Source organism: Caproiciproducens lactatisolvens (assembly GCF_052443335.1).
Taxonomy (GTDB): domain Bacteria; phylum Bacillota; class Clostridia; order Oscillospirales; family Acutalibacteraceae; genus Caproiciproducens.
This window is the reverse complement of record NZ_CP195750.1, coordinates 1,888,732-1,901,959: the sequence shown is the minus strand read 5'-3', so window position 1 is coordinate 1,901,959 and position 13,228 is coordinate 1,888,732. Positions and strand designations below refer to the sequence as shown.

Annotated in this window: 9 protein-coding genes; 4 read left to right on the top strand and 5 right to left on the bottom strand. The window is 54.1% G+C overall.

What is annotated here, in order from left to right; translation table 11 throughout:
* Positions 1–87 precede the first annotated feature (87 nt).
* From ACRQV7_RS09355 to ACRQV7_RS09335, 5 genes are all read right to left on the bottom strand, one after another.
* Positions 88–2,028 carry a DUF2207 domain-containing protein gene (locus tag ACRQV7_RS09355; RefSeq protein ID WP_275717625.1) on the bottom strand — a complete coding sequence of 647 codons (1,941 nt, stop codon included), beginning with the start codon at positions 2,026–2,028 and terminating at the stop codon, positions 88–90.
* 28 nt (positions 2,029–2,056) lie between these two features.
* Positions 2,057–2,614, bottom strand: coding sequence for a LemA family protein (locus ACRQV7_RS09350; RefSeq protein ID WP_038324681.1), 558 nt, complete (start codon positions 2,612–2,614; stop codon positions 2,057–2,059).
* Between the two features lie 192 nt (positions 2,615–2,806).
* Positions 2,807–3,448, bottom strand: coding sequence for a redox-sensing transcriptional repressor Rex (locus ACRQV7_RS09345; protein WP_275717626.1), 642 nt, complete (start codon positions 3,446–3,448; stop codon positions 2,807–2,809).
* Between the two features lie 26 nt (positions 3,449–3,474).
* Positions 3,475–4,683: an NADP-dependent isocitrate dehydrogenase gene (locus tag ACRQV7_RS09340; protein WP_444657927.1), complete on the bottom strand. Its 1,209-nt coding sequence runs from the start codon at positions 4,681–4,683 to the stop codon at positions 3,475–3,477.
* A 53-nt stretch (positions 4,684–4,736) separates the two neighbouring features.
* Positions 4,737–6,671, bottom strand: a complete 1,935-nt coding sequence (locus ACRQV7_RS09335) for an aconitate hydratase (RefSeq protein ID WP_444657926.1) — start codon at positions 6,669–6,671, stop codon at positions 4,737–4,739.
* Positions 6,672–6,915: 244 nt separating this feature from the next.
* On the opposite strand from ACRQV7_RS09335, the gene ACRQV7_RS09330 reads away from it, so the two are divergent.
* From ACRQV7_RS09330 to ACRQV7_RS09315, 4 genes are all read left to right on the top strand, one after another.
* On the top strand, positions 6,916–7,752 hold the full coding sequence (locus ACRQV7_RS09330; protein WP_275717629.1) for a ClpP family protease: 837 nt from the start codon (positions 6,916–6,918) through the stop codon (positions 7,750–7,752).
* Between the two features lie 207 nt (positions 7,753–7,959).
* Positions 7,960–10,458, top strand: a complete 2,499-nt coding sequence (locus tag ACRQV7_RS09325) for a DNA translocase FtsK 4TM domain-containing protein (protein WP_444657925.1) — start codon at positions 7,960–7,962, stop codon at positions 10,456–10,458.
* Positions 10,459–10,463: 5 nt separating this feature from the next.
* Entirely contained in the window at positions 10,464–12,338 is a 1,875-nt protein-coding gene (locus ACRQV7_RS09320; RefSeq protein WP_444657924.1) for a YgiQ family radical SAM protein, read from the top strand.
* Positions 12,305–13,228, top strand: coding sequence for a ComEC/Rec2 family competence protein (locus ACRQV7_RS09315; protein ID WP_444657923.1), 924 nt, complete (start codon positions 12,305–12,307; stop codon positions 13,226–13,228). The genes ACRQV7_RS09320 and ACRQV7_RS09315 overlap by 34 nt, the downstream gene beginning before the upstream one ends.

The window sequence follows — 13,228 nt, the reverse complement described above, 5'->3', positions numbered from 1 at the left end:
ATTGCTTTGCCGGCTGCTTGACTGGCAATAAAAAGAGAACCGCCGGAAACCAAACGGTTCCCAACGGTTCTTTGTGCTGTTATCCGGTTATCTGGCGCCGCCGCCACCGCCGCCGCCAAAGCCGCCGCCGCCTCCTCCGAAGCCGCCGCCGCCAAAACCACCGCCGCCGAAGCCCCCCGAGCCTCCGGATTGGGGCGGGTGCGCAAGGCGCGTAGCGGAAGTGCTGATGTTGCTGATCGTGTTTCCCAGCGAGGCGCCGAAATCGCTGCCGATGTGGCTGAACCCGCCCATGCCGATGGAACGGCCGAACATGTAGTACATGTAGCTGCCTCCGTAATTCGTGTAGAGGTAGCCGTCGTCATTCAGCTGCGGATAGACCATTCTGAGCTGATCGCAGACCTTTTTGGAAATGCCCATCATGGTTGCGTAAACAAGGTATTCCTCCCAAAGCGTAAGCTCCGGAACGCCGTATTCCTTCATGCGCGAAAATTCGAGCATGTATTTTTTCAGTCCCTGCCATACGGCGTAATCGTATTCTCCCTTTTTGCTCAGCCTTGTTTTTCCGCTCGAAGCAATGATCAGCAGGACTCCAAAAACGATGAATCCCACGGGAATGTAGACCAGCCAGCCGCCTGAAAGCAAAAGGATCGCGATGGCTCCCACAATACCGAGAATTCCCAGAACGGAGCTGACCGTCAGAAAAGCGGGCCGGCGCTCATAATACCCGCGCGAGGCGATTTCCCTCTTTGTCTGCGACAGAAAGAGTTCCATTTTGCTGTCGATCGATTTGTTGTGATCCTTGGCGTAATTTTCAAATTGCTTCATGGTAAACCGGCCGTCAAATGACGACGCCACGGCGGAAATCATATCATAAAACGTCTGCTCGCTTTGCGTAAGCGGCATCTGTTTTGTATTTTCCGCTATGCTTACCACAAAATCTTTTTTCTCGTTGGAGTCAAACCGGACGTACCCCTTGCGCGCCAGGCTCATCAGCGTAGCGCTGAAAACACGCCCTTCTTCTTTGCTGGTGACCCCGCCGCTGTAATAATAGAACAGGTTTGCCGCTCCGCCGGGGGAACTGTCCTCCGGTATCTCGCGGGTGTATTCGGGAGCGTCCACCTGATACGGTCTGGCTTTCTTTTTCAGCCATATCAGAATGAAGATTCCGGCTATCACCAGAACAACTCCGCCCACGGCATCCACTACGCCGACCGTGTAATTCAGCTTCTGCTGGTTCTCCCAGTCCTGCGCCCATTTATTCTCTTCCTTTTCAATATCGCTCAGCACGTTGACCGTACTGATCCTTGTCGAATCCGGGAACAGGGAAACGGGCATGCAGACGCGCGTTTCCACCAGCGTCTCCGGCGGAACCTGGCTTGCGGTAAAGGAAATCCGGGCAGGGGAATCGATGGTTAACTGACTCTGCGCCGTACAGTGCAGCCATCCCTTCACTTCCTTATCCTTCGCGCCGGACGGAATCAAGATGGTGCCGTACAGCTGGGTGATCGGAATACTGAAGTTCTTTCCGATAAAGGCGTTGTACAGGACGGAAGTATCTCCGTATACACTGACAAGGTTCCTGATAGTGTACGATACCTTGAAGTTTCGTACGCCGCTGTCGATCGCCGGCAAAAACCAGCCGATTTCGATGTCCTTCGCCGTGTTGTAAATATAACAGACGTTATCCTCAGAAAAATAGCCGCTTGTCGGATTGATATCGTCACGGAAGCTGTACTGAACGTTTTCATCCATGTCGTACACGGATAAATTTTCGATTCCTACGCTCTGGCTTCCGTTAACCGGGAAGGTTTTATACAGGTTGCTGTAGGGCTTGCCGCGGTCTTCCAGATTGATGCGCCAGGTTTCCGTCACCTGCATATCGCCGTTACTGTTCAGCTGAGAAACGATATCCAGATTTTCCAAAGTCTGCTTTGCGCCGTGCTTGTAACCGCCGGCGCCGATGATAAAAAGAATCAATAGGATAGCGGCGACGGCCGCAGCCATCCCGCCAAAAAGCTTTTTGGCCAATCTGTATGCTCCCTTCGTTCGCCGAAAATCAGAATTTCACCTGTGGTACGGCTTTATCGGCTTCCTCGATCTCAAAGTATTTTTTCTGTCCGAAATGGAACAGGGAAGCAATGATATTGGACGGGAAATGCATGACGTACTCGTTGTATTTCATTGCGGTGTCGTTATAAAACTGACGGGCGAAAGCAATTTTGCTTTCAATGTCCTTCAGCTGACCCTGCAGGTCCAGAAAATTCTGGTTTGCCTTCAGGTCCGGGTATTGCTCCGCCGTGGCAAACAGGTTTACCATCGCGCGGGACAGCTTGGCGTTGTTCTCCATCGCCTCTTCGGGCGTTTTGGAGCTCATGGCCGCGCTGCGCCATTTTGTGACCTCTTCCAGGGTCGATTTTTCATGGGAAGCGTATCCCTTGACGGTTTCCACCAGGTTGGGGATGAGGTCAAAGCGTTTTTTCAGCTGAACGTCCACCTGTGCCCATCCGTTGTCCACTCTTACGGAGAAAGAGACAAGCTTGTTGTACATGCCTGTGACCCAGAAAACAAGAATCAGGATAACTGCGGCAATAATGCCAAAGGTGATCCAATCCATGATGCGTACCTCCTAATCATCTCTGCGGTTTTTGAATATCAAGACATCGCTTAAATTGCTATGAAATGATCATAACATATTTTACATAAAAAGAAAAGCGGGGGAAAACAATCCTTATTGTACCCCGAAAACAGATTTTATTTGCCATGCAAAAAGGGGAAAGGATTTTCATATCCTTTCCCCCCGAACAGTTTATTTCCGGCTTGGGTTTGAAATTCGGTAGCAAAGCGTCATCAGGCTGTCGTTCAGATGAACGTTCTCAACAATCGTATCTTCATACTTCATTGTAATATCATAATGGCTGAAGTTCCAGTAATTGCGCACACCCAGATTGTAAAGGCGTTCAATCATGGTATGAACGCCGTCGCGGGGGATGCAGAGCACAGCCATGGTCGGCTGGTCCTTCTGGCAAAAATCTTCCAGCTCCACCGTGTCGCGTACAATCTGACCGTTGATTCTGGTCCCGGTTTTACTGGGGGAGCTGTCAAAAATACCGATCAGTCTGAACCCTTCGTCATCAAACGACATGTGAGAGGCGATTGCTCTTCCCAAATTTCCGGCTCCGATCAGAATCGCCTTATACTCATTGGAAAGGCCCAGAATATTCCCGATTTCATCACAGAGCTGGTCGACAATATAGCCGTAACCCTGCTGGCCGAACCCGCCGAAGCAGTTCAGGTCCTGACGGATCTGCGAGGCGGTCAGCCCCAGCTTCACGGACAGCTCGGTGGAAGAGATCCTGGTGACCCCTTTTTGTTTCAGATGGGTTAAAAAACGATAGTAGCGGGGCAATCTTCTGATTACCGACATTGAAATATTTTCGCGTCTTGGCATACGCTTTCCCTCCGTAATAGTCCGGTTTATAGAAGCCGAACCAGACTTTTATTGACTTCCCTTAAAAAGGTTTCGGTGTCAACTGTGGTTTTGCCTGGCAGCGTGGAAAGAGCGGCAAGATCGCCGGTCATAATGCCGCTTTCAACTGTCTGAATAGACGCTTTTTCCAGTTTGTCCGCAAAATCCGTCAACGCGGGAAGGTGATCGAGCTCTCCGCGTTTTTTCAGCGCGCCGGTCCAGGCAAACAGGGTAGCCATGGAATTGGTGGACGTCTTTTCGCCCTTCAGATGTTTGTAGTAATGGCGCTGTACGGTGCCGTGGGCCGCCTCGTATTCATAGATTCCTTCGGGCGAAACGAGAACGCTCGTCATCATGGCAAGGCTGCCGAAGGCGGTTGCGACCATATCGCTCATGACGTCGCCGTCGTAATTTTTGCAGGCCCAGATGTATCCGCCTTCTGAACGGACCACACGGGCTACCGCGTCGTCAATTAAGGTGTAAAAATAGGTAATACCGGCTTTTTCAAATTTTTCTTTGTAATCAGATTCGTAAATTTCCTGAAAAATATCCTTGAAATGATGATCGTATTTTTTTGAAATCGTGTCCTTGGTCGAAAACCACACATCCTGTCCGACGTCGAGCGCGTAGCTGAAGCAGGACCGGGCAAAGCTTTCAATGCTTTTGTCTATGTTGTGCTGGCCCTGAATAATGCCGGATGTCTCGAAATCATGAATCAGCGCGCGCTCTTCGGTGCCGTCCGCTTTTGTAACGACAAGCTCGGCTTTTGCGCCGGCGGGAACGGTCATTTCCGTGTTGCGGTAGACGTCGCCGTAGGCGTGGCGCGCAATGGTGATCGGCTTTTTCCAGGTGGTGATAAAGGGCGTAATGCCCTTCACAAGGATAGGGGAACGAAAAACGGTGCCGTCCAGAATTGCACGGATGGTGCCGTTCGGGGATTTCCACATTTCTTTCAATCCATACTCGCGCACTCTGTCCGCGTTCGCGGTAATCGTTGCGCATTTTACGGCAACGCCGTATTTCTTTGTGGCATAAGCGGAATCAAACGTGACCTTATCGTCGGTTGCGTCGCGGTTTTCCAGCCCGAGATCGTAATATTCCGTCTTCAGGTCGATATAGGGGATCAGCAGGATATCTTTAATCATCTTCCAGATGATTCTGGTCATTTCGTCGCCGTCCATTTCCACCAGCGGCGTCGCCATTTGAATCTTATTCATTCGTAGCCCTCCTGTTTTCTGTAAGCGTTCTGCAAGTCCGTTGTATTTTTGTATCAGCTGTTCTGTTCTTTGATGTAGCTCAGCAGGCCGCCTGCAAGAACGATCTTTCTCTGACGGTCGCTCAGAATGGCGTCTGCTTTGAAGGAGGTGCCTTTTGTCAGGTTTTTTACAAGAACGGTTCCGCCGTTTTCGATGGTGGCGCGGATATCCGGCAGCTCCAGTTCGTCCATCTGGTCGATTCCGTCGTAATCCTTCTCATTTTTAAATACGAGCGGAAGGATTCCTCCGTTCGCCAGATTGGCGCAGTGGATACGCGCAAAGCTTTTTGCGATCACCGCTTTGATTCCAAGATACAGCGGGACCAGAACGGCGTGCTCACGGGAAGAGCCCTGTCCGTAATTGGAGCCGCCCACAATGATGCCCTTGCCGTATTGGAGGCAGCGCTCCGGGAATTCCTTGTCACAGACGGCGAAACAGAAGTTGGAAAGGTAGGGAATGTTGGAACGGTACGGAAGAATCTTCGCCCCCGCCGGCATAATGTGGTCGGTTGTGATGTTGTCGCCGACCTTCAGCAGGGCTTTTGCGGCGATGTCCCCGGGGAGGGCGGTGGTGGTGGGGACTTCCTTGATGTTCGGCCCGCGCAGGACTTCCACGTTTTCCGCTTCCTTCTCACTGGCGGGGGGGATGATCATATTGTCGTTGATCAGGAATTTTTCGGGCTGCCCGATGGGAGCTTCCTCGCCCAGCGTCCGGGGATCGGTCAGAACGCCGTTGATGGCGGAAGCCGCGGCGGTTTCCGGGCTGACAAGGTAAATTTTGGCGTCCGCCGTGCCGGAACGTCCCTCAAAGTTGCGGTTGAAGGTCCTCAGCGAAATGCCGCCGGAATTCGGGGATTGTCCCATCCCGATGCAGGGGCCGCAGGCGCATTCCAGAATCCGTGCGCCGGCGGAAATCAGGTCGGCAAGAGCGCCGTTCTGTGCAAGCATATTGTAAACCTGTTTGGAGCCGGGGGCAATCGAAAGGCTCACGTCGGGGTGAACCGTCTTTCCTTTTAATATGGAGGCGATCCGCATCATGTCGCGGTAAGAGGAATTGGTACAGGATCCGATACAGACCTGATCCACTTTGATGGGGCCGATCTCGTCCACGGTTTTTACCGCGTCCGGGCTGTGGGGACAGGCCGCCATCGGTTTCAGCTCGGACAGGTTGATCCCGATGGTTTCATCGTACTTCGCGTCGGCGTCCGGCTTTAGCTCCACCCAGTCCTTTTCGCGGCCCTGTGCTTTCAAAAACGCAAGGGTTACTTCGTCGGAAGGGAAGATGGAGGTGGTTGCGCCCAGTTCCGCGCCCATGTTGGTGATCGTCGCGCGCTCCGGCACGCTCAGCGCCGCGATTCCTTCGCCGCCGTATTCCACGATCTTGCCGACGCCACCCCTTACGGACAGAAGGCGCAGGACCTCTAAGATAATATCTTTGGCGGAAACCCATGGAGAAAGCTTTCCGGTCAGATTGATACGCAGCATTTTCGGCATGGGGATGTAATATTCGCCGCTGCCCATGGCAACCGCAACGTCAAGCCCGCCGGCGCCCATGGCGAGCATGCCGATTCCGCCGCCGGTGGGGGTGTGGCTGTCCGAGCCGATCAGCGTTTTGCCGGGAACGCCGAAGCGCTCCAGATGGACCTGATGGCAGATTCCGTTGCCGGGTCTTGAAAAATAAATTCCGTGTTTCCTGGCGACCGTCTGAATGTACCGGTGGTCGTCCGCGTTTTCAAAACCGGTCTGCAGGGTATTGTGGTCGATATAAGCGACAGAGCGCTCTGTTTTTACGCGCGGGACGCCCATAGCCTCGAATTCCAGATAGGCCATGGTTCCGGTGGCATCCTGCGTCAGCGTCTGGTCTATTTTCAAACCGATATCGCTACCTGGCGTCATTTCGCCGCTTAGAAGATGGGTTTTTATGATTTTCTGTGCCAAAGTCAAACTCATTATCAAGCTTCCCTCCAATTCGAATTCCCAACATAGTTAAATATATAACCATTATCCAATAAAAAAGCAAAATTGTCAATCTATCCAATCACTTTCTGCCAAAGCATTCTATTTTGACGCTTTATTTTCTTGATGAATATCACAACAGATGATATAATCATAATATTGATATTTCAAACTTGTACATTTCCGTGTATGAGAACGCCCTTCTTACGGCACAATAAAGCGGTAGGAGGGATTATCAATGAGCCATAAAGACCAAAAAGAAAAAGGCCAGAAAGAAGACCGGGATTATATAAAGCGGGTCAATGATGACGATAAAGCCGAGAAAAACGAAAAGCAGACCGACCAGATTATCGACACCGGTTCGGTGATTACCGGCAACGGCAAACATCTGATTCACTGCCTGACGATCATCGGTCAGATCGAAGGACATTATATTCTGCCTTCGCAAAATAAGACGACCAAGTACGAGCATGTGATTCCGCAGCTTGTCGCGATTGAGGAAGAACCCACCATAGACGGGCTTCTGATCATTCTGAACACCGTCGGCGGCGACGTGGAAGCCGGGCTTGCCCTTGCGGAACTGGTCGCGGGGATGAAAAAGCCGACTGTGTCGCTCGTGCTGGGCGGCGGCCATTCCATCGGCGTGCCGCTGGCGGTTGCCGCCAAGCATTCTTTCATCGCCCCCAGCGCGACGATGACCATTCATCCGGTGCGTATGAACGGCATGCTGCTCGGCGTTCCGCAGACCCTTGAGTATTTCCAGCGCATGCAGGAGCGCATTACGCGGTTTGTCATGCAGAATTCTCACATTTCCGCCGAACGGTTCCACGAGCTTTCCATGAACACGCAGGAGCTGGTTATGGACGTGGGGACGGTTCTGGACGGAAACGACGCCGTCAAGGAAGGCCTGATCGATTCTCTCGGAAGCCTTTCCGACGCCATCGACTGCCTCTACGATATGATAGAAAAAAAGAAAGCGCAACAAAAAAAGTCCGGCGCAAGAACCCCTAAGGCGGGGGCAAAAAAGCCGGAGCCCAAAACAGCAAAGACCGCTGCCAAAAGCCGCAGCGTATAAAACGAGCCGCGCAACTTCTTTTCAGTTCCCTCTTTGAGGGAGCTGGCAGGCGGAGCCTGACTGAGGGAGTCTGATGGAAGCCCCGACCGGGAGCTTTTACTCCCTCCGGCGCGCCGCCTCCCTCACGGAGGGCGGCAAAAAATGCAAAAGTTACATATAACGAATGACAGAAGCAAATGAAAATAAAAAATATAAGGTGATTATAAGGTGGCAACTCAAAGAACAAATACGAATAAGAAAGCGGCGCCCCACGCACGGAGCAAGCCGAAGGCACAGCACCTTGCCGGCGGAAGAAAAACAAGGGCGGAAAAGGATGCCGAGTATATCAGGCAGCGCAATCAGATCAACGCGATTGTGGTGTTTGCCATGTCCATTCTGATGGTCTGCCTTGTGCTGATCGGGGGCGACCACATCTGGCTGTGGTGCCACAACGCGCTTCTGGGCCTTTTTGGCAGCTGCGCGATCATCTGGCCGATTCTTCTCTGCTACATATCGCTCGTAACGGCTTTTGAGCGCCAGAAAAACCGTCTGGGCAGCAAAGTCATTTTTATGATCGTCATTATTGCACTGTTTTGTGCGGCTGTCTATATTTTTACCGATCAGAACAATACGCCCATCACCTCGTACTGGGACAGGCTCAAGGATCTTTATACCCTGGGTACCCAAAGGTCCGGCGCCGGGCTGTTCAGCGGCCTGATCGGAATCCCGTTCGTCGCGGCGCTCGGCTCGACCGGGGCAAAAATCGTTATTATTCTGTCTCTTTTTGTAGCGGTTATGATTTTGACCGGGACCAGCCTTGTCCAATTGTTCCGGGCGGTGACAAAACCGGCCGACATGATGGCTGCCAGTTTCAGCAGCGCACAGGAACAGCGGGCTGTGGAACGCGCCCGTCAGGCCAATTCCAACATTGATATTGCGCTTGACCGCGAGGATATGGCGCAGCGTGCCGTTCAGGCCAAGGGCAAGCCGCAGAGGAACAAGAAGCTCGAACAGCTGGAAAAGGTGTTCGGGGTCAAAGAACCCGTAGTGGAAAAGATAGAGCAGCCCGCGGCTCCGGTTCCGCAGGCCGCGGATAAAACCGGCTCCGCAGCGGCGGCTGCCGCTTATGCCGCCCGTCAGGCCGTTTCACCGCAGCCGGAAACGCAAAAAACCCCCGAACCCGCCGGCGTGCAGATGACCATGTTTACCGACGAGCCGCCGCAGGACGGTACCTACCATTTCCCACCGGTCACCATGCTGGAGACTACAAAGGAACTGAGCGAGCAGGATGTGACCGAGGAACTGAAGCTGAACGGGCAGATGCTGGTGCAGACGCTGAAGAGCTTCGGCGTCCAGACAAAAATCGTGGATATCAGCCGCGGCCCCGCCGTCACCCGTTACGAGCTGCAGCCCGCCGCGGGTGTGAAAATCAGTAAAATTACGAATCTGTCCGACGATATCGCCATGAACCTCGCCGCGTCCGGTGTGCGCATCGAAGCGCCGATCCCGGGCAAGGCCGCCGTCGGAATAGAGGTCCCGAACAAGAAGGTCAGCGTTGTCAGGATGCGTGAGCTGATCGAGTCCAACAGCTTCGGCGCGGCGAAGAGCCGCCTGACCGTCGTGCTCGGGCGCGACATCGCGGGTGCGGTCGCAACGGCGGATCTGAGCAAGATGCCTCATCTTCTGATTGCGGGCGCCACGGGTTCCGGTAAATCCGTGTGCATCAACTCGTTTATTGTCAGCCTTCTGTATAAATCCACTCCGGAAGAAGTCAAATTTCTGATGATCGACCCGAAGGTGGTGGAATTGGGCATTTATAACGGGATTCCGCAGCTTCTGGTCCCGGTCGTCACCGATCCCCGCAAGGCTGCGGGCGCTTTGGGATGGGCCGTCACGGAAATGCTCAAGCGGTACAAGACCTTCGCCGCGAACAACGTGCGTGACCTGGGCGGATACAACGCGCTGGCGGAAAGCAACGGCTTTCAGGATGAAAACGGGCAGCCCATGCCGCATCTGCCGCAGATCGTCATCATCATCGACGAGCTTGCCGACCTGATGATGGCCGCCCCCAACGAGGTGGAGGATTCCATCTGCCGCCTGGCGCAGATGGCGCGTGCCGCGGGCATGCATCTGCTGATCGCCACACAGCGGCCCTCCGTCGACGTCATCACCGGAATTATCAAGGCAAATATCCCAAGCCGTATCGCGTTCTCCGTTTCCTCCCAGGTGGATTCCAGAACCATTCTGGACATGGGTGGCGCGGAAAAGCTTCTGGGGCGCGGGGATATGCTGTTTTCGCCCGTCGGCTCGCAGAAGCCCACCAGAATCCAGGGCTGCTTTGTCAGCGACAGTGAAATCGAATCCGTCGTAAATTTCGTAAAGAAGTCGCAGGAAGCGGGATATGATAAAAATATTGCCGAGGAGATTGAGAAAAACGCCGTAGCCGAAAAGGACAGCGGAGGAGGCGGCGGTGTGAACGGCGACACCGACCCCATGATGCCGGAAGCGGTCAAATGCGTTGTGGAAGCGGGACAGGCTTCGACCTCTCTGCTCCAGCGCCGCCTGCGCCTCGGGTATGCCCGCGCCGGCCGTCTGGTCGACGAGATGGAGCAGATGGGCATTGTAGGCCCGCACGAAGGCTCCAAGCCGCGTCAGGTGCTCATTACATATCAGCAGTGGCTGGAAATGACCATGCAGCAGGCAGATCAAAAAGAAAGTGAAGAATAAGCGGAATGCCTTTTTTACCCATTACAAAAGAAGAAACGGATGCTCTTGGCTGGGACGCGCCGGATTTCGTTGTCGTAACCGGCGACGCTTACGTTGACCATCCTACCTTCGGCACCGCGATCATCTCGCGCGTGCTGGAGCAGTTTGGCTACCGGGTGGCCATTCTGGCGCAGCCGGACTGGCGCACCGACCGGGATTTTACCCGGTTCGGCAAGCCGAAATACGGCTTTCTGGTCAGCTCCGGAAACATTGATTCCATGGTCGCCCATTACACCGTGGCGCGCCGCAGACGCAAAGAAGACGCCTATTCGCCGGGGAACAGAACCGGTCTCCGGCCCGATCGCGCCGTTATTGTCTACACGAAAAAAATCAGGGAAATCTATCCGGACTCGCCGGTCGTTATCGGAGGGCTGGAAGCGTCCCTTCGCCGCTTCGCACATTACGACTACTGGGACGACAAAATCCGCCCGTCGATTCTTCTGGACTCCGGGGCGGATTTGCTGACCTACGGCATGGGCGAAAGCCAGACGGTCGAAATTGCCCGCCGCCTGTTTTCCGGCGAGCCGATCGGTACGATTACCGATATCCGCGGCACCTGCTATGCGGTTCCCACGAAGGAATACCGGCCCGTTCCGGCGGTCGACTGTCCCAGCTTTGAGCAGGTCTGTCAGAATAAAAGGGAGTACGCCGTTTCCTGCCGCAAACAGCAGGACGAGCAGGACGCCGTGCGGGGACGCAGAGTTATTCAGCGTCACGGCGGCAAAATACTGGTTCAGAACCCGCCGATGCCGCCTTTAAAGCAAAAGGAGCTCGACGCCGTTTATGAGCTGCCGTATATGCGCACCTATCACCCGTGCTACGAGAGCATGGGCGGGGTTCCGGCCATTCAGGAGGTACAGTTCTCCATTACGCACAACCGCGGCTGTTTCGGCGCCTGCAATTTCTGTTCCATTGCGTTCCATCAGGGCCGTTCCATCACCACCCGCAGCGAGGAGTCCATCCTGCGCGAAGCAAAAAAGCTGACGGAAAATCCGGATTTTAAGGGATATATCCACGATGTCGGCGGCCCGACCGCCAATTTCCGCCATCCGTCCTGCGACAGGCAGGAAAAGCTGGGGCTCTGCGCGGGCGGTAAAAAATGCCTTGCACCGAAGCCGTGTCCTCTGCTCAAGGTGGACCACAGCGAATACCTGGATATTCTGCGCAGGCTGCGCGCCCTGCCAAAGGTCAAACGCGTGTTTATCCGTTCCGGCATCCGCTTCGATTATTTAATGGAAGACAAGGACGACGCCTTTTTCAGGGAACTGGTCAAATACCATGTCAGCGGACAGCTGAAAGTTGCGCCGGAGCACTGTACTCCGGAGGTCCTTGACTGTATGGGCAAGCCGCATATTGAATCGTTTTTGAAATTTGAAAAAAAGTATTATCATTTCTGTAAGGAGGAGGGCAAGGAGCAGTATCTTGTTCCATACCTGATGTCCTCCCACCCAGGCAGCACTCTGAAAGACGCGGTTTCGCTTGCTCTGTTTCTGAAGCGCGAGCACCTTCGTCCGGAGCAGGTGCAGGATTTTTATCCCACCCCCGGCACTATTTCCACCTGCATGTTTTACACCGGACTCGATCCTTATACGATGAAAGAGGTTTATATTCCCCGCACCGACCGGGAAAAGGCGATGCAGCGGGCGCTTCTGCAGTATTTTAATCCAAAGAACAGGGATCTGGTAATTGCGGCGCTGAAAGCCGCGGGCCGCAGCGACCTGATCGGTACGGGCGGCTCGTGTCTTGTCCCTCCCAACCCTGCCATGCAGCGTGCAGCCCAAGTTCAAAAAAGAGAGAAGCAGGGCAGATGGAGCAGCAAAAAAACAGTAAAAAGGCGCTGAAAATCACTATTTCGCTGTTTCTGGTGATTGGATTCGTTGTTTCGCTGCTGCCGTTCGGGGCGGCAGCCTCCTGGCACCGGATTTTTTCCTTTTTCGGGCTGAGCGATTTCTCCGCGGCGGCGGATTCCAGCCCAATGTCCTTCCATGTGCTGGAGGTCGGAAAAGCCGACAGCATTTTGATTGAGTGCGGGGGGAAAGCGATGCTCGTGGACGGCGGGACTGTCGATTGCGGGGAACCGGTGGCGGAATACCTTGACCGCCGGGGCGTGAAGAAGCTGGAGTATATGGTCAACACACACCCCGACGAGGATCACATCGGCGGTCTTGCGTACCTGATCGGGCGTTATCCCGTCAAAAAATATTTTGCGCCCGATATTCCGAAGGACCTGATTCCATCCAGCGAGGAATATCTTGCCGCGCAGAAAGCGCTGAACGAAAAACAGATTTCCACGACTGCTCCCCGGCCCGGAGAAACTTTCTCTCTCGGCGGTATGAAAATAGAGGTTCTTGCCCCTGTCCGGCAGGGCGGCAGCACCAACAACAATTCCATCGTCCTGAAGCTGACCTATGGGAAAACGCGGTTTTTGCTGATGGGCGACGCGGAAAAAGAGGAGGAATCCGATTTGATCGCAGGCGGGGAAGACCTTTCCGCCGATGTTCTGAAGGTCGGCCACCACGGCAGCAGCACCTCCACCACGGACGCTCTGCTGAACGCCGTAAAGCCGAAATGGGCGGCGATTTCCGTTGCCGACGATTCCAACGGGCTTCCGAAACGGGAAGTACTGAAAAGGCTTTTGTCCGCCGGTGCGGCGGTTTACCGGACCGACGTCAGCGGAACGCTTATTTTTATGAGCGACGGGCAAACTATAAAGCTTGCAGCCGAGCGCTGA